This is a genomic window from Celeribacter halophilus, from assembly GCF_018860305.1.
Lineage (GTDB): Bacteria > Pseudomonadota > Alphaproteobacteria > Rhodobacterales > Rhodobacteraceae > Celeribacter > Celeribacter halophilus_A.
The window spans coordinates 1-25,416 of the sequence record NZ_JAHKPE010000040.1 but is presented as its reverse complement, the minus strand read 5'-3'; the positions used below and the strand labels follow the sequence as shown (position 1 = coordinate 25,416).

The 25,416-nt window shown below is 57.0% G+C and carries 28 protein-coding genes; 15 read left to right on the top strand and 13 right to left on the bottom strand.

What is annotated here, in order from left to right; translation table 11 throughout:
• Nucleotides 1-21 precede the first annotated feature (21 nt).
• From KO492_RS17240 to KO492_RS17225, 4 genes are read right to left on the bottom strand one after another with little or no spacing between them, the layout of a single operon-like run.
• Nucleotides 22-993: a sugar-binding transcriptional regulator gene (locus KO492_RS17240; RefSeq protein WP_216046110.1), complete on the bottom strand. Its 972-nt coding sequence runs from the start codon at nucleotides 991-993 to the stop codon at nucleotides 22-24.
• Nucleotides 980-1,666 carry an HAD family hydrolase gene (locus KO492_RS17235; RefSeq protein ID WP_216046109.1) on the bottom strand — a complete coding sequence of 229 codons (687 nt, stop codon included), beginning with the start codon at nucleotides 1,664-1,666 and terminating at the stop codon, nucleotides 980-982. Before KO492_RS17235 ends, KO492_RS17240 begins: the two co-directional genes overlap by 14 nt.
• 41 nt (nucleotides 1,667-1,707) lie before the next feature.
• Nucleotides 1,708-2,541, bottom strand: coding sequence for a GNAT family N-acetyltransferase (locus KO492_RS17230; RefSeq protein ID WP_252735599.1), 834 nt, complete (start codon nucleotides 2,539-2,541; stop codon nucleotides 1,708-1,710).
• Nucleotides 2,538-3,227, bottom strand: coding sequence for a GntR family transcriptional regulator (locus KO492_RS17225; protein WP_436835706.1), 690 nt, complete (start codon nucleotides 3,225-3,227; stop codon nucleotides 2,538-2,540). The genes KO492_RS17230 and KO492_RS17225 overlap by 4 nt, the downstream gene beginning before the upstream one ends.
• Before the next feature lie 245 nt (nucleotides 3,228-3,472).
• On the opposite strand from KO492_RS17225, the gene KO492_RS17220 reads away from it, so the two are divergent.
• From KO492_RS17220 to KO492_RS17200, 5 genes are all read left to right on the top strand, one after another.
• Nucleotides 3,473-4,447: an ABC transporter ATP-binding protein gene (locus KO492_RS17220; protein ID WP_216046108.1), complete on the top strand. Its 975-nt coding sequence runs from the start codon at nucleotides 3,473-3,475 to the stop codon at nucleotides 4,445-4,447.
• A gap of 32 nt (nucleotides 4,448-4,479) precedes the next feature.
• Nucleotides 4,480-5,745: an ABC transporter substrate-binding protein gene (locus KO492_RS17215; protein WP_216046107.1), complete on the top strand. Its 1,266-nt coding sequence runs from the start codon at nucleotides 4,480-4,482 to the stop codon at nucleotides 5,743-5,745.
• Nucleotides 5,746-5,835: 90 nt separating this feature from the next.
• Entirely contained in the window at nucleotides 5,836-6,690 is an 855-nt protein-coding gene (locus tag KO492_RS17210) for an ABC transporter permease (protein WP_066600441.1), read from the top strand.
• A 3-nt stretch (nucleotides 6,691-6,693) separates the two neighbouring features.
• The gene (locus KO492_RS17205) at nucleotides 6,694-7,530 is read left to right on the top strand and encodes an ABC transporter permease (RefSeq protein WP_216046106.1); all 837 of its coding nucleotides are present in this window, start codon (nucleotides 6,694-6,696) and stop codon (nucleotides 7,528-7,530) included.
• Between the two features lies 1 nt (nucleotide 7,531).
• Nucleotides 7,532-8,191, top strand: a complete 660-nt coding sequence (locus KO492_RS17200; RefSeq protein ID WP_216046105.1) for an aspartate/glutamate racemase family protein — start codon at nucleotides 7,532-7,534, stop codon at nucleotides 8,189-8,191.
• Nucleotides 8,192-8,212: 21 nt separating this feature from the next.
• Here KO492_RS17200 and KO492_RS17195 read toward each other — a convergent pair whose 3' ends face one another.
• Genes KO492_RS17195 through KO492_RS17180 form a run of 4 tightly spaced genes read right to left on the bottom strand, consistent with a single transcriptional unit; the run spans nucleotide 8,213 to nucleotide 14,098 of the window.
• Nucleotides 8,213-8,914 (bottom strand): TetR/AcrR family transcriptional regulator, encoded by a 702-nt coding sequence (locus KO492_RS17195; protein ID WP_216046104.1) that lies wholly within the window; start codon nucleotides 8,912-8,914, stop codon nucleotides 8,213-8,215.
• A gap of 5 nt (nucleotides 8,915-8,919) precedes the next feature.
• Complete coding sequence (locus KO492_RS17190; protein ID WP_216046103.1) at nucleotides 8,920-11,967, bottom strand: efflux RND transporter permease subunit; 3,048 nt, start codon at nucleotides 11,965-11,967, stop codon at nucleotides 8,920-8,922.
• Nucleotides 11,964-13,046, bottom strand: a complete 1,083-nt coding sequence (locus tag KO492_RS17185; RefSeq protein ID WP_216046102.1) for an efflux RND transporter periplasmic adaptor subunit — start codon at nucleotides 13,044-13,046, stop codon at nucleotides 11,964-11,966. The genes KO492_RS17190 and KO492_RS17185 overlap by 4 nt, the downstream gene beginning before the upstream one ends.
• Complete coding sequence (locus KO492_RS17180; RefSeq protein WP_216046101.1) at nucleotides 13,043-14,098, bottom strand: efflux RND transporter periplasmic adaptor subunit; 1,056 nt, start codon at nucleotides 14,096-14,098, stop codon at nucleotides 13,043-13,045. The genes KO492_RS17185 and KO492_RS17180 overlap by 4 nt, the downstream gene beginning before the upstream one ends.
• Nucleotides 14,099-14,483: 385 nt before the next feature.
• Here KO492_RS17180 and hemP point away from each other — a divergent pair, with 385 nt between their 5' ends.
• Entirely contained in the window at nucleotides 14,484-14,624 is a 141-nt protein-coding gene (hemP, locus tag KO492_RS17175; RefSeq protein WP_231730479.1) for a hemin uptake protein HemP, read from the top strand.
• Nucleotides 14,625-14,832: 208 nt separating this feature from the next.
• Here the strand turns inward: hemP and KO492_RS17170 are convergent, their stop codons facing one another.
• Nucleotides 14,833-16,146: a FliI/YscN family ATPase gene (locus KO492_RS17170; RefSeq protein WP_216046100.1), complete on the bottom strand. Its 1,314-nt coding sequence runs from the start codon at nucleotides 16,144-16,146 to the stop codon at nucleotides 14,833-14,835.
• Between the two features lie 80 nt (nucleotides 16,147-16,226).
• Between KO492_RS17170 and KO492_RS17165 the strand changes: the two genes are divergently transcribed.
• From KO492_RS17165 to KO492_RS17125, 9 genes are read left to right on the top strand one after another with little or no spacing between them, the layout of a single operon-like run.
• Nucleotides 16,227-16,613: a FlgB family protein gene (locus KO492_RS17165; protein WP_216046099.1), complete on the top strand. Its 387-nt coding sequence runs from the start codon at nucleotides 16,227-16,229 to the stop codon at nucleotides 16,611-16,613.
• 12 nt (nucleotides 16,614-16,625) lie between these two features.
• Nucleotides 16,626-17,018, top strand: a complete 393-nt coding sequence (gene flgC / locus KO492_RS17160) for a flagellar basal body rod protein FlgC (protein ID WP_216046098.1) — start codon at nucleotides 16,626-16,628, stop codon at nucleotides 17,016-17,018.
• Between the two features lie 26 nt (nucleotides 17,019-17,044).
• Nucleotides 17,045-17,341 carry a flagellar hook-basal body complex protein FliE gene (gene fliE / locus KO492_RS17155; protein WP_216046097.1) on the top strand — a complete coding sequence of 99 codons (297 nt, stop codon included), beginning with the start codon at nucleotides 17,045-17,047 and terminating at the stop codon, nucleotides 17,339-17,341.
• Between the two features lie 3 nt (nucleotides 17,342-17,344).
• The gene (locus KO492_RS17150; protein WP_216046096.1) at nucleotides 17,345-17,611 is read left to right on the top strand and encodes a flagellar biosynthetic protein FliQ; all 267 of its coding nucleotides are present in this window, start codon (nucleotides 17,345-17,347) and stop codon (nucleotides 17,609-17,611) included.
• The gene (locus KO492_RS17145) at nucleotides 17,611-18,327 is read left to right on the top strand and encodes a flagellar hook-basal body complex protein (protein WP_216046095.1); all 717 of its coding nucleotides are present in this window, start codon (nucleotides 17,611-17,613) and stop codon (nucleotides 18,325-18,327) included. Before KO492_RS17150 ends, KO492_RS17145 begins: the two co-directional genes overlap by 1 nt.
• A 15-nt stretch (nucleotides 18,328-18,342) precedes the next feature.
• A complete protein-coding gene (gene flgG / locus KO492_RS17140) occupies nucleotides 18,343-19,128 on the top strand; it encodes a flagellar basal-body rod protein FlgG (protein WP_216046094.1) in 786 nt (261 codons plus the stop codon).
• Complete coding sequence (gene flgA, locus KO492_RS17135; protein WP_216046093.1) at nucleotides 19,125-19,559, top strand: flagellar basal body P-ring formation chaperone FlgA; 435 nt, start codon at nucleotides 19,125-19,127, stop codon at nucleotides 19,557-19,559. The genes flgG and flgA overlap by 4 nt, the downstream gene beginning before the upstream one ends.
• 13 nt (nucleotides 19,560-19,572) lie before the next feature.
• Nucleotides 19,573-20,298 carry a flagellar basal body L-ring protein FlgH gene (flgH, locus tag KO492_RS17130; RefSeq protein ID WP_216046092.1) on the top strand — a complete coding sequence of 242 codons (726 nt, stop codon included), beginning with the start codon at nucleotides 19,573-19,575 and terminating at the stop codon, nucleotides 20,296-20,298.
• Nucleotides 20,299-20,309: 11 nt separating this feature from the next.
• Complete coding sequence (locus KO492_RS17125) at nucleotides 20,310-20,819, top strand: flagellar basal body-associated FliL family protein (RefSeq protein ID WP_216046091.1); 510 nt, start codon at nucleotides 20,310-20,312, stop codon at nucleotides 20,817-20,819.
• Between the two features lie 5 nt (nucleotides 20,820-20,824).
• Here KO492_RS17125 and KO492_RS17120 read toward each other — a convergent pair whose 3' ends face one another.
• Genes KO492_RS17120 through flhA form a run of 4 tightly spaced genes read right to left on the bottom strand, consistent with a single transcriptional unit; the run spans nucleotide 20,825 to nucleotide 25,147 of the window.
• Entirely contained in the window at nucleotides 20,825-21,190 is a 366-nt protein-coding gene (locus KO492_RS17120; RefSeq protein ID WP_216046090.1) for a hypothetical protein, read from the bottom strand.
• 2 nt (nucleotides 21,191-21,192) lie between these two features.
• The gene (locus KO492_RS17115; protein ID WP_216046089.1) at nucleotides 21,193-22,284 is read right to left on the bottom strand and encodes an EscU/YscU/HrcU family type III secretion system export apparatus switch protein; all 1,092 of its coding nucleotides are present in this window, start codon (nucleotides 22,282-22,284) and stop codon (nucleotides 21,193-21,195) included.
• A complete protein-coding gene (locus KO492_RS17110) occupies nucleotides 22,284-23,060 on the bottom strand; it encodes a flagellar biosynthetic protein FliR (protein ID WP_216046088.1) in 777 nt (258 codons plus the stop codon). The genes KO492_RS17115 and KO492_RS17110 overlap by 1 nt, the downstream gene beginning before the upstream one ends.
• Nucleotides 23,057-25,147 (bottom strand): flagellar biosynthesis protein FlhA, encoded by a 2,091-nt coding sequence (flhA, locus tag KO492_RS17105; RefSeq protein WP_216046087.1) that lies wholly within the window; start codon nucleotides 25,145-25,147, stop codon nucleotides 23,057-23,059. The genes KO492_RS17110 and flhA overlap by 4 nt, the downstream gene beginning before the upstream one ends.
• Between the last annotated feature and the right edge of the window lie 269 nt (nucleotides 25,148-25,416).

The window sequence follows — 25,416 nt, the reverse complement described above, 5'->3', positions numbered from 1 at the left end:
GCCGTCTCGTCGTCCTTCAGTCTACTCTGAAATCAAGGTGTTGGCCGTCCACTCATCCGTAAAAAGGCCCGTAATCAGCCCCCCGCCCAGCGCGGCACGCATGGCCGTGACCTTACTTTTGCCCGCGCCGATACAATAGACTGGCATCTCGGCTTCGGGCACGCGCACACCAACCATGCGGTGATTCACCGGATGGTCGAGATACCGCCCCTCGCGGTCAAAGATGTGCCCGCAAAGCTCTCCGACACCGCCTGCAGCCTGCAAATCCGCCAACTCCTCGGCTGTCAGAAAGCCGTCAATGTAGAGCGGAGCATCATTGCCCATCTGACCGATGCCGGCGATAGCCAGATCAGCGGATTGTGCGAGTTTGCGTGCGGCCTTGATATGCGGCAAAGACCGATACAACGCCAACTCCTCTGCATCCCGCACAGCCACCGGCGCAGACATCGGATAATGGCGCGCGCGCGTCTTTTCGGCCAGCCGCATGATCACCTCGTAAAACGAGGCCGAACCATCCGGCGCAACATTGCCGATCAGGGACACCAGCTTGTGATGCGCCCCTTCTGTGGCGCGCATGTGATCCACCACAGTCTTCAGCGTCCGCCCCGTGCCAAGGGCAAACACCTTGGGCGTTTCATCTTCGAACAAACGTTCCAACACCGGTGCAACAAAGGGCGCAAGCCCGTTCAGCGGATCCGCCCCCGCCCCGATCCCCGGAGAGACCCAAGCAGCCTCCAGACCGAAACGGCGTTTCAGGTCACGCTCCAGTTCGAGACAGCGGGCAATCGGGTGGTCAATGCGCACGCGAATGAGCCCCTCGGAAGAGGCCCGCGCGACCAGACGCTGCGCCCGCTGGCGCGAAATGCCCAGCTCTTGCGCGATCTGGTCCTGCGTCATCCCGCCAACGAATGAAAGCCAGGCCGCCCGCGCCGCAAGATCGCGTGGCGAGACCTCGCTATCGTCGAATGCCGCGTGCAAATTACCCTTGGCCATGTGCCGGATGCTCCTTCAAAAACTGACGGTCAGCATGAAAGAATTCCGCATAAGATGCAAATGTGCGGTGCGGCTGCACCGCGTCACCCGTGTCGAGATCAAGCCCTGCCAGATGACTTCCGCCGGTAAACCGCCAAACCGTCATCCCCGCAGAAAGACCGGCCTGAACACCCGCCTCCGAATCCTCAATCACCAGACAACGCTCTGGTGCAACACGGTTTTTCTCCGCCGCCAACAAAAAGAGATCCGGCGCAGGTTTGCCGCGCGATACTTCGGACGCGGTGGTGCAGCGCCCCTCGAACAGGTCGTTCAATCCAACGATATTGAGAGATTCCGCAAGCCGTGGCGGGCTGGAACTTGTCGCCAGAGCATAAGGCACCGCAAGCTTCGCGATCACCTCTCGCACCCCGTGAATGGGTCGCAGCTCTTTATGAAACGCGGCGATCAGACGGGCGCGATAGGCGGCTTCGAAACCGTCGGGCAAGGTCAGGCCAAACTCCTCGCGGATTTGCTTGAGCACGACCGGATAGCTGCGCCCCAAGAAGTGCTGCGCCACATAGGCCGTGTCAATCTCGACACCGTGGCTTGCCAATTCGGCAATGAGCAGCCGCGCGGAAATCACCTCGCTGTCGATCAGGACACCGTCACAATCGAAAATCACCAAATCGAACATCGCATTTCTCCTCGGCCTGCCTTATGGCAGAGCCGCAGAGATCAGCCAAGCTCAAGCGTCGCAACCCCGAACAAGGATTCGGGTTGGGCGGGTTGAGGAGGCGTCCCGCGATACATGCGCGCGGTTTCAAACGTGGTCTGCCAGCCCAGAGACACAAGCGTGTTACAGAACCCGCCCTGCGCCCCCGGCACATCCAGAATGGCACGAGACTGGCCCAGAGCACGGGTCGCAGCCGACATCAACGCCAAGGCCGCCTCAGTCGTCGGCGCGATCAGCGGCCCGACCTTGCACCCTTCCTGACACAGCCGCGCGGTGGCGAAACCGACCGGCCCTTCTGCGCCGTCCAGCACGACAGTGCACCGCGTCTCAGTGTTCACGAGCCATGAGGACAGAAAGCGCGGGCGCAAGAAACCATTGGCCAAAAGATCAAGCTGCCCGAGATTGGCTGCCTCGCGTGGCCCCAGAAGGCGCAGCCCTTCGACGGCGAGATCTGGCACCGGCCCTTCAAAACGGATGGTTTCTCCCGTTTTCACAAAACCGGATTTAGCATAGTTGGCCTGTTGCTCGGCCACACCATCCAGCCCCACGGTCCGGTCCCCCGCATGATCCAGCGCGTAGCTCCAGAGTTTGAGGCCAATCCCACGCCCGCGATATTTCGGACGACAGATATACAGCCCCAGAAAGGCAAAGTCCGGACTGTGATTGACCACGGAAATCGCCGCCGCCAATCCGCCCTTTTTCTCGGCCACAAAGAAACCGTCAGCATCCGCACGCGCAAAGGCCTCCGCATCCTCAAGCCCCGGATTCCAGCCTTCGCTAGCGGCCCAGCCCAGCATGGCGGCAACATCTTCGCTTTGTGCGGTGCGTAAAATCAATTGAGCGCCTCTTTCAGGGAGCGCGGCACAGAGGGCTGGTCGCGCAGATCAAGCGAGGTCAACAGGTCCAACAGATGATGCTGCATCAACTCTTCCGCCGCCGCGCCGTCGTGACGGGCCAGCGCCTTGATCAGCGCATCATGCGCATGGCTTTCGCAAAGCGCTGTGCGCCGCTGCCAATACAGGGCGATGATCAGTGAGGAGCGCGACACAAGCTGCGTAATAAAATCCGCAATGGTCGTCTGATCCGCAATACGCGCGATCTCGATATGGAACATCCCTGAAAGATTAAGCGCCCGCCCCGTATCGCCCGCTTCCAAAGCCTCATGCTCTTCGTCGATATGGTTTTGTAAAACCTTGATGTCCTCGGGGGTCGCCCGTTCCGCTGCGGATTTGGCGGTGCGGGGTTCCAGAAGCGCGCGCGCCTCGAACACCTCGTGGGCCTCTTTCACGGAAGGTTGCGCGACAAAGGCCCCTCTGTTGCGCTTGAGTTCCACCAGCCGGTCATGGGCCAGTTGCTGCAATGCGGCGCGGACAACTGTCCGACTGACGCCATATATTTCGCCGACCTCGTCTTCGCTGAGCTTCATGCCCGGAGACAGGCGGTGTTCATGAATGGCCATCGCAAGGCTCTCCGCCACTCTGGTGCTGCCACTTTCGCGCTGCTCCGCCTGACCCTGCATCATTTTATCCCTCAAACTAGACACCGGTTCACTTTCAGCCCTCGGGTCCGATTCTCAAGTCCGGAGGGGAAATAATATTGTTTACGAGATTGTATACAAAATTAGCGCATAATTAATGCACTCTTATGTACGACGCGCACAAACTACAGGCATTTCGTGACCCGCCCCGTTGCAAACGCGAAAAACGCTTCGCCTGCGCAGAAAACCGGACAAGCGTTAAGACATCGAAACGCAAAAACGGGTGAGATATGCGCACTGGTAAAGACCTAGAACTTGTGACGCTGACCAAGCGCTATGGTGTCACCACCGCCGTGGACTCGATCAATTACGTGTTCAGAAACGGCACTTATGTGTGCCTGCTGGGCCCTTCCGGCTGTGGCAAATCCACGACCCTACGGATGATTGCAGGTCATGAAAGCGTCTCTGACGGCTCCATTCTGTTGGACGGGTTGGACATTTCGCACCTGCCGCCAGCCAAGCGGGGCACGGCGATGATGTTTCAAAGCTACGCCCTGTTTCCGCATCTGAACGTGCGCGACAACGTGGCCTTTTCCCTGCGGATGAAGGGTATCGACAAGGCCGAGCGCAACAAGGCCGCAGGTGAGATGCTGGAACTGGTCCATATGACCGATTTTGCGGATCGCCTGCCCGCACAGCTTTCGGGCGGACAACAGCAACGCGTCGCTTTGGCTCGTGCGCTGGTGACAAAACCGCGGGTGCTTTTGCTGGATGAGCCGCTGTCGGCGCTTGATCCATTCCTGCGCATCAAAGTGCGTGCCGAGCTCAAACGGATCCAGCGCGAGTTGGGCATCACCTTCCTGCATGTGACCCACGGACAGGATGAAGCCCTCGCGCTGGCCGACGAGATCGTGGTGATGAACAATGCTGTGATTGAACAGGCCGGACCCGCACGCGAAGTCTGGAATACCCCGAAGACGGAATTCGTTGCCCGTTTCATGGGCGGTCACAACGTGATTTCTCTGGAAGGGGCCAAAGTGGCGCTACGGGCCGACGAGGTTTTGCTGGGCGAGGCCGGGTTGCCCGCCACGGTCACCTCTGTCGAATATCAGGGCGCGCATGTGGCCATGACCTCGATGACCGAAAATGGCGAAGAAGTTCTCGCCCTTGTGCCTGAAGAACAGTTTTTCCTTTCTCCCAAAAACCCGGGTGATGCCGTGCGCCTTGCCTGGGACGAGGGGCGGCTACACCGCCTCCAAGCATAAGCAACCAACCTTTCCAACAAGGGACTATCATCATGTCTAAAATGCGTTACAGCCGTCGTGCTGTGCTTAAAGGCGGCGCGGCTGCCGCTGCGGCCTCTGCCCTTCCGGCCCCGATGGTCTGGGCACAGGAAATCAAAGACATCACCCTGCGCCAGTTCGGCACCGGCGTGTCCAACCTCAACGACGTCGGCCAAAAGGTCAAAGAAGACCTCGGGTTTACGCTTGAGATGACCGCGCTGGATTCCGATTCCGTGACCCAGCGTGCCGCCACCCAGCCGGACAGTTTCGACATCGCCGACATTGAATACTGGATTTGTAAAAAGGTCTGGCCAACCGGCAACCTTCAGGCCATGGATGTCTCGAAAATCAAGAATTACGACAAGATCGTCGGCATTTTCAAAGATGGTCGCCTGACGCCGGAAAGCACACTCGCCCAAGGCACCGCACCGCATACTGTCGGTTTCGTCGAAGGCCAAGGCTCCAAGACCTTTGCCACGGAACAGACCAACTGGATGACGCTGATCCCGACGATCTACAACGCCGACACGCTAGGCATCCGCCCCGACCTGATCGGGCGTCCGATCGAGACATGGGCCGAGCTTCTGAACCCTGAATTCAAGGGCAAAGCCTCCCTTCTCGACATTTCCTCCATCGGTATCATGGATATGGCCATGGTCTGCGAGGCGATGGGTGAAATCCAGTATGGCGACAAGGGCAATATGACCCGCGAGGAGATCGACAAGACCTTTGCGATCTTCACCGAAGCCAAGAAAAACGGCCAGTTCCGCGCCTTCTGGAAAACCTTCGACGAATCCGTGAACCTCATGGCCTCCGGCGAAGTGGTGATCCAGTCCATGTGGTCGCCCGCCATCACCGCCGTGAAGTCCCGCGGTATTCCCTGCGTCTACCAGCCGCTCAAAGAGGGCTATCGCAGCTGGGGCGGCGGCATTGGCCTGTCCGCGAACCTGTCGGGCATGGCGCTGGATGCGGCCTATGAATATATCAACTGGTATCTCTCCGGCTGGGTCGGCGGCTATCTGATGCGTCAGGGCTATTACTCTGCCGTGCCGGAGACCTCGAAAGAGTTCATGACGGAAAACGAATGGGGCTACTGGTTCGAGGGCAAGCCAGCCACCGACATCATCACCTCTCCCACCGGTGACACACTGGCGCAGGCGGGCGAGACCCGCGACGGCGGCTCTTTCTACGACCGGATGGGCCATGTCGCCTGCTGGAACGCCGTGATGGACGAGAACCAGTATATGGTCCGCAAGTGGAACGAATTCATCGCCTCCTGATAACATGAGGGGCGTGCCCCTCCCTTCGTGCGGGCCTTTGGGTCCGCACGCTTCCTCCCCGCGATATTCCGAGAAAAAAGAAGGCGCGCGATGCTCAAGAACCGTCACATACAGGGCTGGCTTCAGGCCTCACCTCTCACCCTGATCCTGATCGGATTTCTGATCCTCCCGATCATCACCATCGTGGTGGTGAGTTTCTGGCAAGCGACCGAATTTTCGATCATCCCCGCCTTTTCCCTTGAAAACTACCAATTCCTTTTCGGCTCGCCCGTGACCTACAAGGTGTTCTTTGCGACGTTCAAATACGCCTTGATCACATGGGCGATGACCCTCGCGATCGGATTTACGGTCGCCTATTATCTGGCCTTTCACATCCGCAGCCAGACCATGCAGATCGCGCTATTCCTGCTCTGCACGATCCCGTTCTGGACCTCGAATATCATTCGCATGATCTCATGGATTCCCTTCCTCGGGCGCAACGGCATCGCCAACAGTGCACTGCAATCCTGGGGCATCATCGACCAGCCGCTTGAATGGCTGTTGTATTCAGATTTTTCGGTGATCCTCGCCTTCGTGCATCTCTACACGCTGTTTATGGTTGTGCCGATTTTCAACACGATGACGCGGATCGACCACAGCCTGATCGAAGCGGCACGCGACAACGGGGCAAGCGGTTTTCAGACCCTGATCCATGTGATTTTCCCTCTGACCAAGCCGGGCATCATGATCGGGACAATCTTTGTGCTGACACTCGTGATGGGCGACTTCATCACCGTGCGCTTCATGTCGGGGTCCCAAAAGGCCAATGTCGGACGGCTGATCTCCAATGACATCGCGCTTTTGCAATACCCCTCCGCCGCAGCGACAGCCGTGATCCTCCTGATCACCGTACTGATCGTCATCGGCATCCTCCTGCGCTTTGTCGACATCCGGAAGGAGCTTTGAACGATGGAAAAGAGAACCAAATCCTTCTATGTGCTGACCGCGTTCTTCGCGCTCTTTATCCTGTTTCTCTACGGCCCCACCCTCACCATCGGCATCCTGTCGTTTCAGGGGCCGGAGGGAGGTCTCACCTTTCCGATGCGGGGCGTCTCTTTGAACTGGTTCCGCGAACTCTATATGGAACAGGCTGTCGGTGACATCTGGGGTGCGTTCCTGCGGTCTCTGGCCTTGGGGCTGATGGTCATGGTGACCACTGTGACCGTATCGGTGATGGGCGGGTTTGCCTTTCGCAAACGGTTCTACGGCTCCGGCATCCTGTTCTACCTCATCATCGCCTCGCTGGTGATCCCTTCGATCCTGATCTCTCTGGGCGTGGGTCTCATTTTCAACCAGTTCGGGCTGAAAATTCACTGGGCGACATCCGGCTTCGGGTCCCAGCTCACATGGACACTGCCCTTTGGCCTCCTGATCATGTTTGCCGTGTTCAACCGCTTTGACAAATCCTTTGAAGAAGCCGCCCGCGACCAAGGCGCATCTCCGTGGCAGACCGTGCGCTATGTCGTGCTGCCGATCATTGCGCCCTCCCTGATCGGGGTCGCCCTGTTCGGCTTCACCCTGTCCTATGACGAATTTGCCCGCACGCTTTTGACCTCCGGCTCCTACAACACTCTGCCGCTGGAAATCTTTGGCATGACCACCAATGTCACCACACCGGTAATCTACGCGCTTGGCACGCTCACCACGTTGTTCTCGCTGTTAATCATCGGAGCGTTTCTTCTGACCGTCTGGGTCATGGGCAAACGACGCGCACGGTTCGGCTCAGACGCGGGCAAAGGTGTGTGAGGTGAAGCTGCTCTTTCTCAACCCCAACTCCACCGAGGCAATGACCGACAGCGTGGTCGCCACCGCGCGGGAGATGTTACCTGATGCGGAGATTTTGGGCTGGACCAACCATGACGGACCGCCCGCCATCCAGGGCCCTGAAGACGGCGCTGCCGCCCTCGCCGGTCAACTGGCCCTCCTGCCACAGGCCCGAGCCGAGGCGGTAGATGTCATCATCATCGCCTGTTTCGATGACACCGGCCTCGAAGAAATGCGCGAAGCGGCCCATTGTCCGGTGATCGGGATCGGACAGGCCGCCTATCATATGGCACTTTTGTCCGGCGACCGCTTCGGCGTCGTCACCACACTTGATGTCTCTGTCCCCGTGATCGAAACCAATATCCGGCAACAGGGATTTACCGCACGCAGCCTCGGGGTCAGGGCAAGCGGCATCCCCGTGCTCGATGTCGAGGAAGGGCGCTCCGAAACACTGGAGCATCTGGCCTCGGAAATTCAAATCCTGAGCCGCGATGGTGCCAAAACAGTCATTCTGGGATGCGCTGGCATGTCGGGTCATTACGGCACACTATCGCATCAGACCGGAGTGAAATTGATCGACGGAGTGCGCGCCGCAACGGTCTTGGCGCAGGCCATAGCGCGAATGTCAGAAGATGCGGCCTAGGACCAAAGTCCGCAAGCCGTGCTAGGGGTGGGACTTTTCCCAAGCCACACTCCCCCGCGCCAGAAGGCTATCGTCAGGGATGGAGGGCAGCACCAGTGGATCGGGGCGCATGGCGGCCTCAACCGACTCTTCGAATCCAAGGCCGTAAACGCGGAGCATCGCGGCCACAAACGCCTCTACATCAACCTCCTCACCCGCCATGACACGCCCCAGAATAGCAATCGTGCCAACCTCCAGCATGTCCAGAATCAAGTCTTCCGGCACATCACGAAACGCACCGGACTGGACCCCGTCGGCGTGGAACCCCGGCTCCACCTGACAAAGGACAGAACCGAAACTGAAACTGTGCCTGCCTAGACGGGCGGAGAACTCCAGCAGCAGACTGTACTGACGGGCCAGTTCTATGAACACATGCAATGAAAGCGCCACACGTTTCGCGGAAGGAAGCTCTGCATCGACCGTATCGTTGACCAGTAGGACCACCTCACGTCCGAGCGCGATCCGCGCGGCCTCCAGTGCGTCTTCAATCGTATCGAAATAGTTGTAGAACGTGCCGCGCGACACGCCAGCACAGCGCACAACATGGTCGATGACGGTCCCGTTCAGCCCGCGTTCCGCAAACACCATGATGGAGGCCTCGATCAACCTGTCCAGCATCTTTTGACGCCGCGCCTGACCCACACGGGTCCGGTGATCCAGTCCTTTGTCCAAGGTCTCTGACATGGCGCTCACCCTTTCGCCTCCGGCTCGGGCTTCACCCCGAACACGATGCAATAGAGTGCCGGTGCAAAGAGCAGGGTGATCAACGTCCCTGCGATGATCCCGCCCATCATGGCATAGGCCATCGGCCCCCAGAACACCTGACGCGAAATCGGGATAAGGGCCAAAGATGCGGCGGCAGCAGTCAAAAGGATCGGGCGCGCACGGCTGTCGGATGCCTCAAATACTGCCGCCCAGCGCGATTTCCCCTCGCGGCGCAAATCTTCGATGGCTTGTATGAGAATAATCGAGTTTCGGATCAGGATACCGACCAGTGCCAAAACCCCCAAGAGCGCCACAAATCCCATTGGTGCACTGGCGGCCAGAAGCGAGACCACGACCCCGATCAACCCCAAGGGGGCCACGGCCATCACCACAAACATCAGCCGGAAACTCTGCACCTGAATCATCGCAAGCGTCAGGATGATCAAAACCATGACCGGCATGACCGCCACAATCGGCGCCTGACTCTCGGCACTGCTTTCCACCGTGCCGCCCACCTCAACCGTATAACCACGCGGCAGATCTGCGGCGAAGGCCGCAACACGCGGGGCAAGATCATCGACAATGGTGGCTGGCAAATCATCATTAGCAATCGCAGCCTTCACCGTGATCACCGGTTCGCGGTCTTCCTGACGGATGAGCGGTTGTTCCGTCACCCAGTCCAGCGTCGCAATGGAAGACAAGGGGATGGCAACGCCTTGGGTGTTGGCAAATTGCAGGTTTTCGAGCGCTGAGAGCGTTTTGCGGTCGTCCTCTGCCCCGCGAATAGCCACGTCAATCAGATCACGATCCTGACGGATTTGCGTCACGGTCGAGCCTTCAAACAAAGAAGACAACACCCCCGCCACGTCGGATTGCGTCAATCCCAACTGGCGCAAACGAGCTTGATCAAGATCGACCCGAACCACACGGCTCGGCTCGTTCCAATCCAGCGCCATAGAGGTAAGCCGTTCGTCTTTCGCGATCACCGCCGCAAATGCCCGCGCATGATCGCGGAGCTCGGCATAGTCCGGACCGGAGACACGGTATTGTACAGGCTTGCCAACGGGTGGGCCAAGTTCGAATGTTTTGGGGTAAAACTCGACACCGGGCAATTTTTCGGAATAGCTGCGCACCTTCTCGATCAAACGGTCCCGCGCATCGAGATCCGGTGTCATGATCAAAAGCTGCCCGATATTCGGCCCCGGCGTAAGCGCCTCAAGCGTCAGGATCACCCGCGGCGCTCCCCTGCCGACGAATGTGGTCCAATAGTCAGCCTCGTCCTGCTCTTTCAGCCAGGTTTCAAACTCGGCAATCGTGCTATCAGTCGCATAGATGCTGGCGTTCTGGCGCAGGGTGACATCGACCAGCACTTCGGGCCGGTCTGAATTGGGGAAAAACTGTTGCTCCACCTTGGTCATACCAACGACCGACAGGCCGAAGACCAGAAATGTCAGGAGCACGGTGACAACCTTGAACCGCATGGCCAGACGTAACATCACATGAAAGCGACGGCGCAGCCAACCCGGTTCACCATGCTCGTGCTTCCACTTTTTCGGCAGGAAGGTCGCGCCCAGAACCGGCGCGAAAAGCACAGCAACAATCCAGCTCAGCACAAGAGAAATAGCGATCACATAAAACAGCGTGCGCGTATATTCCCCCGCATTCGAGTTGTTCAAGCCGATGGGGATAAAGCCCGCCGTGGTGATTAACGTCCCAGTCAGCATCGGCCAAGCAATCGACGTCCACGCATAAGAGGCCGCCTTCCGCCGTCCCTCGCCCAGTTCCAGCCGCGAGATCATGGTTTCAATCGCGATCATCGCATCATCCACCAAAAGCCCCAGCGCAATGATCAACGCGCCCAGAGAAATCCGTTGAAGCGTGATCCCGAGGATCTCCATGAACACAAAGGTCAGGGCCAGAACGAGCGGGATGGTCAGGCTGACAACAAAGCCTGCACGCATCCCCAAGGAGACAAAGCTCACACCGAGCACAATCACCACCGCCTCGATCAGGGCTTGCACGAAATGGCCGACGGAATGCTCCACAACTTTCGGCTGGTCTGCCACATGATGCATGTCGATCCCCAGCGGCAAAAGGGCCGCCTGTTCTTGCATCACCTCGTCCAGCGCTTCACCGAAATCGAGAATATTCCCCCCGTCCAGCATCCCGATTTTCAGACCAATGGCCGGTTCTCCGTTGTAACGGAAAAGCTCGCTGGGCGGGTCGTCATAGCCTTCGGTGATCTCCCCGACATCGGAAAGCGTGAAGAAGATATCGCCGGAACGCAATGGCGCCTGAGCCAAGGCTTCGACCGTATCGAACTGCCCTGTGACACGCAGGAGAATGTTTTCATCCTCGGTCGAGATCATCCCCGACGGCACAATCGCGTTTTGCGCGGAAAGCGAGGACAGAACCGTCTGCGCATCCAACCCGAAAGCCGCCAGTCGGCGCGCGGAAAATTCAAGGTGGACGACCTGATCGCGCGTGCCGAATAGCTCGACCTTGCCGGCATCGTCGAGGCCCTGCACGACATCGCGAATATCCTCGACATAGTCTTTGACCTCTTCGGGGCGGAATCCGTCGGAGGTAAAGGCGTAAACCGTTCCGAACACATCGCCGAAATCGTCATCAAAGGAAAATCCCTGAAACTCGGAGGGGAACTCGCTTTGAATATCCGACATCATCTGGCGCACGCGGGTCCATGATGGTGTCACCTCGCTGGCGGGCACATCGTCGCGCAGATCCACATAGACCAGAGCAATCCCCGGATAGGTCACGGAACGGGTGCCATCGAGTGTCGACAATTCCTGCAACTTGCGTTCGATCCGGTCGGTGACCTGTGTTACGGTCTCCTCCGCCGTCGCGCCGGGAAGGCTGGCAGATACAACCATGGTGCGGATGGTAAAGGCAGGATCCTCTTCGCGCCCGAGCCGCATATAGCTCAACGCGCCGGCAATGACGGCGACGATCATCAAAAACCACATAAAGGAGCGGTGCCCCAAGGCCCAATCGGACAGGTTGAAACCCTTCATGGCAAACGCTCCCCGACCTGTTGGCCGTCTTCCAGACGATGAACCCCGTGAGTGATGATTTCATCGCCCTCTTTGATACTGCCGGATACCACGACGCGATCCCCGATTTCCGCGCCAATCTCAACGGGCACAAAATGCGCGACACGCATCCCCCCGTCGGTCTCCACCCGCCAGACTCCGGGGGCCTCGTCCGTGCCCGCGATCGCACTTTGTGGCAAGGTCATCACAGGAGCCGTATCACTGTTGTAACTCGCCGTAATCAGCGTTCCGATGCGGTAGTCCTCCGGCGGATCAATCAAGGTCAGACGCAAGCGTCGGGTTTCGAGGCTGGTCTCAGAGACCGGCTCCACCACGCTCAGTTCGGCTTCCACCGGAGCAACACCTTCGGCGCGGTGATGGACGGTGAAACGGGCATGTTCGGGAATGACCGTGGCAAAACTTTCCGCCACATCAATGATCGCCTCGCGCCCCAAAGGATCGGCAAGTTCCATCACACTGACACCCGGACTGACCATCGTGCCTGGTTCGACATTTGTGCTCAGCACAATTCCATCCCTCGGCGCGGTCAGCTTGCCATAGCCCTCGGCCTCTTTTGCTTGCACCAAATCCGCACGTGCGCTGTCTGCATTTGCCACAGCCGCATCACGCGCCGCACGCGCCGCTTCGATCTGCGCCGTGGTCGCCACATTGCGAGACAAAAGCACCGCAACCCGATCATATTGCGTCTGCGCGAAATCCGCCTGAGCCTGCGCCGCTGACAGTGCTGCCTCGGCCACAGCCACATCCTGCGCAAGTGTAATCTGGTCAAGAGTCGCCAAGACCTGTCCCGCGGCGACCTTGTCACCGGCTTCGACATCCATCGTGGCAAGACGTCCGCTGGTTTGGAATGCAAGCCCCGCGACATCTTCCCCGCGGATTACGCCGGAAAACTGCCGCTGGACGGCCGGATCGGCGGACAGGAATTCACTCACGACAGGGCGCAGAACGTCCGGGGCCGGAGTCGTCGCGTCGTCATCTGCCCACAAAGGCGCGGCGAGACCGAGGGCAACGCCCATGACCATAGATGTAAACCACCTCATTGTGTCACCTCGACAGCCTGAACCGCACGCCCGTCATAGAGAAGATGCGAGCCTGCACCCACGACAGTTTCTCCCTCTGACAGACCCTCCGACACTTCGATATGATCATCACCATAGCCCGCAATTTCCACTGGCCGCAGGGAGACCGTCGCGCTATCCGGATCAACCACCCATACCGCAGGCCCGTCGGACTTTGCGCTCAAAGCCGTCCAAGGCAGGATGATCCGATCCTCCGTCATGATCGTCGCCCGTCCGGTGATCGACGTGCCGATGGGAATTGTACCGACCTGTTCCGCCGGAATATCCGCGTGGATTTCAACGGTGCCTGTCTCGGTCAGCACCGGCAGAACCTCCGTCACCGTGGCCGCGAAGGCCGACAGTGGCCCTGTCGGGTCCAGTTCCACCTCTCGGCCCCGTATCTTTGACAGGCCCGCGGCATCCGGCGCGAGGAACACGGCTTGAAGCTTGTCTTCCGGCGCGAGCTGCACCACTGCCATGCCTGCCGACACGACCTCTCCCAAATCGACGAAACGTTCGGTGACCGTCACATCACGATCCGCGCGCAGCACGGTGTCGTCCTTGGCTTGTCGCGCCGTTTCCAAAAGGGCGCTGGCCTGATCCCGCGTTGCCTTTGCTTCCAGATAATCCTGCTGGGCTTCATCATATTGGGCTTGGGTCCCGACACCGCGATCCAACAGGTTTTGCGCCCGTGTTCGTGTCTGATCCGCCTGAACCAAGGCCGCCTCCGCCGCATCCAGATTGGCTTTTGCCGCATCCAGTTCCGCCTCGGTATTGGTCGGATCAATCCGCGCGATCACCTCGCCCGCCTTGAAATGTGCGCCGACCTCGGCATTCATCAGATCAATCTGTCCGCCGCGCCGGAACGAGGCCGGAAAACTGTCAGACGCCTCGACCGCACCCACGAGTCGCAACTCCTGCACTACGGGCTGGGCCTGCGCTTCGACCAGTTCAACCGCCAAAGGCGTTTCAGCCGTCACCGACAGTGGCAGCATAGCAATCCCTATCAGCCCGAATGCTTTCCGAATACCCATCGCCACCCTGTATACCCTTTGATCCTCGTGCCTTCAGATATTGGAAGTGACACTTTCGTCAATGTTAATTTGCAATCGTGTTTAAATTGTGAAGCACCCTCACCGCCGGAAGGAAACACGAGAGGCGAATATATGGCCGATAAAATATCCTCATATAAAGTTGACAGAAAAACTAAGGTTTAATATTCAAAGGAAGAACCGCGCTGTTCCGGCGAGTCGCAGGAGCAGAGCGGGACCACAGCGGGCAGGCATTTCCGTCTTGTCCGCCCAAGAAAAAAACTGCCGTGACACTCACGGACCGCCCCGAAACATCAGGCGGATTGATATGACCGATGAAACCGACCAGAGCCCAAAGGCACCAGAGATGAACGCACATGTAACTCCGATGACCGCCGACGCAGGTCAACTTCCTCCCGTAGACGCCCGCAGCCTGATTTCCGAAGGCAGCACCCGCCTTATCAATCTTGACGGGCAGATTTACACATTGCGCATCACCCGCGCAGGCAAACTCATTCTGACGAAATGACCGAGCTACGGATCAGAAATCGGATGCAACCCGCAATCAGGGAGGTGCGCAACGCCCTGCGTTTCATCACCTCTATCCCCATGCGCGGTTAAGCGGTCTTTAGTGAACCTATTGAATGCGTCGCAGGGGCACCTTCCCCTGCGGCTATATTTTCAAACACACACAATGATACCCTCTTTGGCTGCGTGGCATGTGGGATAGATCTGGCCTAATTCTTGAAGCACTCGGCCAACCTCTGGAAACTCTGTTCAATGCCATCCGGCTCAGACTGCGCAAGGAAGCGGTCAAGTTTCGGCCAGGCTTCAATGGCCTCGTCAATCGTCGGATCCGCCCCTGCCGAATACAAACCGGCCTGAATCATCATTTCGGATCGATCATAAACGCCCAACAACCGGCGCGCCCGTGAGATGAGTTCGTTTTCCTGTTCAGTCGCCGCATACGGCAAAGCGCGGGACACCGACCGCAGCAGGTCAATCGCAGGAAAACGCCCGCGTTCGGCGATCTGCCGGTCGAGAACAATGTGCCCGTCAAGAACGCCGCGCAGGATATCAGCCACCGGTTCTTCCATATCCGATCCGGCCACAAGGACCGAAAACACGGCCGTGATGTCTCCCGTATTGCCAATCCCCGGACCGGCCCGCTCGCAAAGCGTTGTGATGAGATGTGCCGTTGAGGGCGGAAAACCACGAAGCGAGCTCGACTCCCCTGTTGCCAGCGCCACTTCACGATGCGCCTCCGCAAAACGGGTCACCGAATCGGCCAGAAACAGGACCTGTTTCCCTTGGTCCCGAAAATGTTCTGCGACCGACATGGCTGTCCACGCACATCGCCGCCGCACCATCGGAGACTGATCCGATGTCGCCGCCACAATGACCGAACGTTTCAAACCGGCTGGCCCCAGCACCCGATCCAGAAATTCACGCACTTCGCGTCCGCGCTCGCCGATCATCGCAATTACGACCACATCAGCCTGAAGCCCTGTCGCCAGTTTCGCCAACAGGGTCGATTTCCCAACGCCGGAGCCCGCGAAAAGCCCCACCCGTTGCCCGCGCACAATCGGCAAGAGCGTATTGAAGACCGTCAAACCGCTCTCCAGACGCGCACCAAGCGCGCGCCGCTCTGTCGGATTCAACGGCTGCCCACGCAAGGGACGGGGCTTGTTTCCCTGTAAAACAGGTTTTCCGTCAAGAGCTTGTCCGAAAGGATCAATCACGCGACCGATCCAGCTGTCATCCGGTGCGATATGGTTTTTGCCCACATGCGCGACGGCGTCACCAATAGACAAACCGTCCGGCCCGCCATCAGGCAAGACCGTGACCGTTGCCTTATCGAGTTGAAGAATCTCGCCGCGACGGATGTCCGCCCCGTGACCGATTTCAACAAGGTCCCCCAAAGCGGCAATGCCACTGAGCCCCGACACGGTCAAAACCCCGCGCGACACCTCTATGACACGCCCGACAAACTGGACAGGTTTAACGCCCGCCACTTCAGACAAAAGAAGATCAAATCCAACGCTGTTCATAAATTCCTCCGGCTTCGACAACTCTTTCTAAAGGAATCAGAGTTAAGCCTTGGTTGAGATAACTCAGAGGAGAAGCCTCAGTGTTCGAGAATTTGGAAATCTTCAAAATGGCTGGCGACATGGCCCGACATGCCGTCACACGTCAGGAAGTGATCGCGAAAAACATCGCGAATGCGGATACGCCGGAATATCGCGCAAAGGATATCGCTTCCTTTGCCCGCGCCTATGAACAAGCATCCGGCACCACAATGCGGGCCACGCGGGCCGCACATATCCTTGATCCCAAGGATGCCGCTGCGGATTACGGCGTTTTCGAGACCTCCGGCGCGACCTCGCCAAACGGGAATACGGTCTCGCTTGAAACCGAAATGATGAAGTCCAGTCAGGTTCGTCATGAACATGACTTGGCCCTCGCCATCTACAAAAGCTCCATGAACATCCTGCGCACATCCATCGGGCGCGCGTAAGGAGGGATACGAATGTCTGACTTGCAGAATATTCTCAACCTGTCCGCTTCGGGGATGCAGGCACAGGCCAGTCGCCTACGCCATGTGTCCGAAAACATCGCCAATGCGGATACACCCGGTTATCACCGCAAAACCGTTTCCTTCGAGGAAGTGACCGAGCAAGGCCGCAAAACCGGTGCGGTGACAACAGGGCCGGTGGAGCTTGATCAATCCCCGCTCAAGGAAGTCTATGATCCGGGCCATCCGCTGGCCGGTGAAGACGGGTTTTACGACAGTTCCAATGTCGAACTCATGATCGAAATCGCTGACGCCCGCGAAGCGCAACGCAGCTACGAGGCGAACCTCAAGGTGTTCGATCAGGCCCGCCAAATGTCCTCATCACTACTTGACCTTCTGCGTCGGTAAAGCCGCGCATAACACAGGAGACCAGAATGGATATTCGATCTACATTTGCCGCTCTCGGCTATGCCAAAACCCGCCCCGCAACGGCGGCCCTCCCCCAAGAAGCCGAACAAACAGGCCAAAATGCATTCCAAAAGGCCGCAGAAAGCTTTGCACAGACTTTGACCCAAGGCGAAGAAGTCGCAAAGGCGGCCATGTCCGGTAAAGTCGACAGTCAGGCTCTGGTTCAGGCGCTGGCTCAAACCGAACTGGCCATCGAAACCGCCGTTACCGTACGTGACAAGGTTGTCGAGGCCTATCAGGAAATCCTTCGGATGCCGGTCTAATCCATGGATGAACTGGTCTTTTACGACACACTCCGCCAGGCGCTTTGGATCGCAACGATCATTTCCACGCCGATCCTCGTCATCGCCTTGGTCGCGGGCGTCGTGGTCGGTCTATTTCAAGCCCTGACAAGCATTCAGGAAATGACCCTCACTTTCGTTCCGAAACTGATGGCAATTCTGGTCGTCTTCTGGATGTCGATGGGCTTCATGACCGAAACCCTGACCAGTTTTTTCCAACACCGCATCATTCCCTTGATCGGAGGTCTTTAATGGACAGCGCAGGTTATACAACACTGACACGCATGGCCGGTCTCAAACGCGAGCTACAGGCCATTGCGAATAACATCGCCAACCTCTCCACAACAGGTTTCCGCAAAGAAGGACTGTTGTTTTCCGAGCATATCAATGCGCTCGGGCAAGGCGAGGACAGCCTCTCGATGGCAAATGCCAATGTGCGACTGACCAATGACGCACAAGGGCCACTCACCCTCACCGGCGGGACATATGATCTCGCCATTGAGGGAGACGGATTTTTCCTGATCCAGATGCCCGACGGACTGGCACTGACCCGAAACGGTGCATTCACCACGAACCAGCAAGGCGAGTTGACCACCCATGACGGGTATCACCTTCTGGATAATGGAGGCGCGCCGATCTTCATCCCGCTGGATGCAAAGACAGTCTCTGTCGCCTCCGACGGAACGCTATCCGCCGATGGTCAGCCCTTGTCACAGATCGGCCTTTATATGCCCGAAGACCCAACCACCCTGACCCGCAATGACGGCGTCCGGTTTTACACAGATGGCGCAATCGTGCCTCAGGAGGACGCCGTGATTTTGCAGGGATATGTGGAAAATTCGAACGTCAACGCGATTACCGAAGTTGCCCGGATGATCGAGGTCCAACACGCCTACACGCTGAGCCAGAAATTCGCCGAGCAAGAAGATGAGCGGATTAAATCCGTCATCTCGACACTTGGCCGCTAAGAAAGGAGTCCCGACATGCGCGCTCTCAAAATTGCAGCCACAGGCATGAGTGCCCAGCAAATGCGGGTGGAGACCATTTCGCAGAACCTCGCGAACATGAACACCACCGGCTACAACGCCCGCCGCGCCGAATTTGCCGATCTGCATTACCAACAAATGGCCCGCCCCGGCACCATCAACTCCTCCGATGGCACGGTCTTGCCAACGGGCGTTCAACTCGGGCTCGGGGTTCGCCCCTCTTCCGTCAATATCGAACTGGCGCAGGGGTCTTTGTCTGCGACCGGAGGCGATCTCGACATCGCTATAGAAGGGCTTGGCTACCTTGAAGTCACGCTACCCTCCGGCGAGTCGGCCTTTACCAGAGACGGCGGTCTCAAACGCTCCGCCGATGGACAAATCGTAACCTCGGAGGGCTATACCGTCGTTCCTGACATCACCATTCCGGATGACGCGCTTTCAATCTCCATCAATGCCGATGGCGAGGTTTACGCCTATTTCGAGGATACCGTCGCTGCCGAGCTTTTGGGGCAGTTCACGCTCGCCGGTTTCTCGAATGCCAAAGGGCTTGAGGCGATCGGCTCCAACCTGTTTCTCGAAACCGAAGCCTCTGGTCCGGCAAATGTTTCCACCCCTGGCGTCGACGGACTTGGCACGTTGCGGCAAGGCTATCTGGAAGACAGTTCCGTTGATGCCGTGCGCGAAGTGACCGAACTGATCGAGGCTCAACGCGGCTATGAATTGAATGCCAAAGTTATCACCGCAGCCGACCAAATGCTTTCCGCAACAACGCAAATCCGATGACAAAACACCTCTTCATGATCCTCGCCCTATGGCTCGCGTATCCGGCGGGCGCCGATACCGTGGTCGCCACGCGCACCATTCGCGCGCAAACGCTTTTAACGGCTGCCGATCTCGCCGTTATAGAAGGCAAGCACCCCGGCGCGATCACGACAATCGACGAAGCTATCGGACTTGAAGCGCGTGTGATGCTCTACACGGGGCGCCCCATATCCCGTTCTGACATTGCCCCCGCCGCCATCATCGCCCGCAATCAGGTCGTGCCACTTGTTTACAGCCAAGGAGGCCTCTCCATCACCGCCGAAGGGCGAGCTTTGGATCGTGCAGCCGTTGGTGACTTTGTTCGGGTGATGAATCTCTCGTCACGAACGACCGTTTCTGGCGTCGTCGCACCGGACGGGGCCATTCATGTCGGCGGGACACCCACTCATTAAAACAGGATTTTCCATGCGTATTCAATTCATTATTCCTGCATTTCTCGCCCTTGGCGCCTGCTCGGATCTGGAAGAGGTCGGACGTCTTCCTGAATTTACCCCTGTGGCCAGTTCCTCCGAAACCTCCGCCATGCGCAATCCCTCTCTCCCTGAGCAGGTTGAGAAACATACCCCTGCGGATAGCGCCTCTCTCTGGACCTCCTCACGCCAGTCTCTTCTCGGCGACCGCAGGGCCATTGAACGCGGAGACATTCTGACCGTCGTTATTGAAATTGACGATAGTGCCGAGATGTCAAACTCATCCGATCGCAGCCGTTCCGGATCCGAGACCATGGGGCTGTCTTCACTGTTCGGCATTCCGGAGCGGATAAACGAAGTACTCCCCGACGGCGCAACAATGGGGTCTGCAGTCAACACCAATTCAAACTCCGCCTCGTCAGGAGACGGAAGCATCAAGCGCAACGAAAAACTCGAACTGATGGTCGCGGCCACGATTGTCGACGTTCTACCCAATGGCGTTCTACATATTCAGGGGTCGCAGGAGGTGCGGGTCAACTATGAAATTCGCGAACTTCTGGTCGAGGGCTATGTGCGCCCCGAAGACATCTCGCGCCAGAATGAAATCACCTATGACAAAATCGCCTCGGCCCGCATTTCATACGGAGGCCGCGGCCAACTCACACAGGTGCAACAACCGCGATACGGCCAGCAAATTGCTGATATCGTGTTACCATTCTGACGGAGGGCCCCATGTTTCGGAAAATTTTGCCCGTATTATTGGCCCTGTTTGGCTTGATTGCTGGTCTCGGTGCCGGTTTGCTCTTTCGACCACACCCCGAAATTGTTGAAATCGATACCTTCAACAATGAAGGGGGCAGTGATGCAAACCGCGCTCAGGACACCCAAGAGAAATCTATGGAAGGGACGAACCCTGCCTTCGAATATGTGAAATTGAACAACCAATTCGTGATTCCCAACCTTGAGGAAGGCCGCGTCACCTCAATGGTCGTCCTAACTCTTAGCCTTGAAACAAAACAAGGGATGCGTGAGAGCATCTATGCCCGCGAACCCAAACTGCGCGATGCTTTCCTGCAAGTTCTCTTTGACCATGCCAATACCGGCGGGTTTCAGGGAAATTTCACGTCCAGCAGTTCGATGACAGCCTTGCGCCGCGCGCTTCTGGAAGTCGCCCGCAAAACCCTCGGCCCCGACGTTAACGATGTTCTGCTGCTCGATATCGTTCGTCAGGACTTTGATTAAAGGCTTTAACGCTTATTCTTGAAGTGCTCGGTCAATTGGCCGAGCGCATTTTGCTTCCCGAAAGCTTTTCGCGCCTTTTCCAACTGTGCCTCGCGCTTCTCGGATATTTGCGCAAGCTCCAGCATAATCCGACGTTTCTGCTGGCTCGCCCATTTGTCCCAGGCCCCATCAGCGCCCATTGCCCGAGCGACATCAAACTCCTTTGCCGCGCCTATATCCGCCGCACGTTGTTTCCGGCTTTCTTCTATCAAATCCCAACGCGCACGCAGGTTTTTCTCTTCGCGCTTTATGTCTGAAAGCGTCGAAAGTTCTACATTAAGAGACATCTCTGCGACGTCCTTTAATCGTCTCAGATCTTTCAGCTTCTTCATTGTCATTGTCCGAATTGAGTTTTCATTTTCTTACGCATTTTCTCGGCGAAGCGGATCGAAGCCGCGACAGCACGGTAATGCTCGGGCAAAATCTGCTCCCCCAGATCCACGGTGGCATATAGAGCTCTGGCTGTCGGCGGGTCGTGATGAATTGGGACACCGTTTTCATGCGCTGCTTCACGAATACGACCGGCGATCTCATCGACACCTTTCGCCACACACACCGGCGCCCCTCCGGTCATACGGTCCCATTTCAACGCCACTGCGTAATGGGTGGGGTTCACAACAACCACATCCGCTTTCGGCACCTCGGCAAGCATCTGGTTCATGACGATATCGAACCCTTTTTGCTTCCGTTTCTGTTTGAAATGAGGGTCGCCCTCCTGCTCCTTCGCCTCGTCGGTCATTTCTTTGCGAGACATGCGGTGTTTGCGCATATGTTCGTTATACTGGAAAAGATAATCTACTCCGCCGATCATCAGTGAGATCATCAAAACGATCACCATGAAGCCGACGACCAGCTCCGCCAATGTTGCCGCGACAATACCTGGGCTCAAAGACATGGTGGACACGATCAGCGGGAGCTTCGAATAAAGAAAAACACCGAGAACAATTGAATAAATTGAGAGTTTGAAAAAACTTTTAGCGAACTCGAAAAGACCGGAACGGCCGAATTTGTTTTTCGCATTCGAAACCGGAGAGATTTTGGACAATTTAGGCTCGATCTTGCTCGGAGAAAAAAGCATGGACTTTGTCGCAAAGACCACTGCAATCGCCATTAGCGCAGGCAGGGCAAACCACGGCACAAGACCCGCGCCGATCTCCTGAATCAATCCTATGGTCCAAGGTTTTCCCGCCCCCTCAAGCCAATCCTGCGCATAGAGGTCCGCGTTACCAAGTAAGGATTGAAGCGCTGTCCCTATCTTTTGGAAACTTGCGGCCCCCAAAGCCATAGCTGTTGCGACAAATCCAAAATAGGCGGCCGTCGTTGTCAGATCATTGGATCGGGGAATTTCACCCTTTTTTCGCGCATCATCCAGACGCTTTTGTGACGGCTCATATTGCTTGTCGCCCTCGTCGTCACCACCAGCCATCAGCGCACCTGAAACGGGTTTAAGAGCAGTTCAGCAAAGCCCGTCTGCCATAGCTCCAACAGGATCGGCGCCGACACAAAGAGCAAAAGCAGCCCTCCCAAACTGATCGCAGGCGCCCCAACGAAAGCCACCATGAGCGATGGCATTGCACGGTTAATGACGCCGAGTGCGACGTTGTAAACAAGCGATGCAATGAGAAACGGAGCCGACAGGCTAAATGACAGGGCAAATGCTTTGGCAATATGGTTAACACCCCATGTCAAAACGTCTTCTTTGGGCAAATACATCCCTGCGGGGAAAAATTGATAGGAAAGGATCAATAATTCGGCCACTCGGACGTGCAATCCAAGCATGACGGCAAGCGCCAACCCAGCGACCAGAAACAAATGACCGATAGCCGGTTGCGCATCGACAGCCCCACCTCCAAAAATCTGGGACAGCGACGTGGACTGGGCCACCATAGAGCCGGCAATTTGCAGAACCATCACGAAAAGCCGCAAAGCCAGACCGAGCACAAGTCCGGCCATGACCTCCGTCGCCAATCCCCGCATGAGGCCCTGAGATGTCGCAACCAAGTCTTGCACCTCTATCGCTACGGCGGGAAACACAACTGCGGTGAAAGCTATTGCCAGAACGAGCCGCACCCGTTCGGGAATGGACCTTTCCCCGAAGACGGGCAGGACAGCCATCACTGCGCCGACACGAAGAAAGACAAAAAACGCCTCCGTGATGCTCGATTGACTGAATGCCAGAAGCTCTCCAAGGCCCTGCGTCATGCGGGCACCAGTCCGACAAGTGACGGCTTTGCGTCGGCCCCGATCTCTTCAAAAGAATAGACCGGATTTTGTATTCCCTGCGCGGACAAGACCGTCCGAACAAACCGGCGGCGGCGTGTCGAAGTCACAATCCCAGGATAGATGCCATTTTCACCGGCTTTGGCAATCTTGTCCGCCATGGTTTTGGCAAGCTTGTTGAACTGATCCGGAGGCAGAGCAATATCGGTTTGCCCACGCTCGTTGTCGATTTGATGAGACATGAACCGCTCCTCCCATTCCGGCGACAGTTGAAGCAGCGGCAGGGTGCCATCCTCGCGCTTGATCTCGGAAATCAATTGAAAACCCAGACGTTGGCGCACATGCTCACAAATTGACTCAGGCGTCGCATGTGAACCGCGTGCCTCGGAAATAGACTCCAATATCAGAGCCATATTCCGGATCGAAACACGCTCCTCCAGCAACAGACGCAGAACGGACAACAACAAATCCATAGGGACGCGGTCGGGGATCAACTCATTGAGCAGTTTCTGATTGGCTTCAGCTCTGGACTTATCCGTCAGGTTGGTCATCTCATCGAGCAATCGCCGCAGGGATTTCATGGTCAACAATCGCGGAAAGTTCCGCTTTATGACTTCAAGGAGATGCGTAGCCAACACTTCAGTTGCTTCAACAACAGTACAGCCGGTGAGGGCCGCGTCCTCCTTTTTAGACGGATCAATCCAGCGCGCAGGCGCACCATAAACGGGTTCGGAAACATCCTCTCCGAGAGGCAACATATCCGCATCACCGGACACAAGCGCGAGCACCTTGTCGGTGCGCAAACGATCCTTGGCTTGCTCCACCCCTTGAATGCGCACGACATAAGTTCCCGGAGGAAGGCTGGGATCATCAGTCAGGCGGATTTCGGGAAGGATAACTCCAAAGACAGTTGCCACGTGGTTCCGCATATTTGCGATGCGTGCATCAAGCCCAGTTTGCGGATCCAGCACCATCGAGACAAGATCAGGCGAAAATTCGACATGAATATCATCGAGGTCGAGAATGTCCCCCATCGACTCGCGCTCTTCCACAGGGGCAGGCTTTGCCGCTTCCTTCTTGGCGGTTTCCATAGCTTCTGCTGCGTTCTTGCGCGCCACGAAATAGGCACTGGTCGCAAGCGCAATAGATCCACCAATAAACGGCACAAACGGCAGTCCCGGAACAAAAGCGAAAAGCGCCATAAGCACCGAAACCGTGTAGAGTGCCGGAGGATATTTTCCAAGCTGACGGAAAATGGCAAGGTCTGCGGACCCGCTGGCCCCACCTTTCGCCAAAAGCAACGCTGCGGCAATCGAGATAATCACGGAAGGAATCTGACTGACGAGCCCGTCTCCGACGGTCAAGATCGCATATGTTTCAAAGGCTTGCCCCAAAGGCATATCATGAACCGCAACACCGATCACCAGCCCCATCACGATATTCATCAACGTAATCAAAAGGCCTGCGATTGCGTCGCCTTTCACAAATTTGGACGCACCATCAAGGGAGCCGAAAAACGTGGTCTCCGCCAACTCCTGTTCACGCCTTTGTTTCGCCTCCTCATGCGTGATCGCCCCAGCAGAAAGATCGGCGTCAATAGCAAGCTGGCGACCAGGCATTCCGTCCAGAGCAAACCGCGCACCGACCTCCGCCATACGTCCCGCACCCTTGGTGATCACCATGAAATTGACAATTAAAAGCACGGTGAACACAACCAGCCCCAATAGGACTGACCCGCTCATGACAAAACTGGCGAAACCTTCGATCACATTTCCTGCGGCGGATGTGCCCGTGTGCCCCTGACCAATAATAAGTTTGGTGGAAGACACGTTCAAAGAAAGCCGTAACATCAAACTCGCCAACAGAATCGTCGGAAAGGCAGAAAAGTCCAACGGGCGCTCGATAAACAAAGTGACCGTGAAAATCAGAATCGCCAACGCAAAACTGGTCGCCATCCCTAAATCCAAAATCCATGATGGCACGGGAAAAACCATCATGACGATCACAACCATCAACGCTAGAGCAAGCAAGATGGTGGGCTTAAAGAGATTTGAAACCTGAAAATTCATATTGCCTCGCTCCACCCAAATGGATGCTTCAAAGCGGCAATCGCTAAATTATCTCGATCAAGCTTTTTCATCGTCATGTTCGCCAAACATCCAACTTCCTAATGCAAGATACGGTGAACGTAGTTTACAAATGATTGACAAAAACCGATGCGTTCCCTGTATTGAAGCTATTGAGGGTGATTTCTACACACCCCCGCTTGCATCCAGCGCGGATTTCTGGAAGCGCGGAAAGCGCCCCTTGGGGCGCTGTGTCGTTGTATTATATGTTG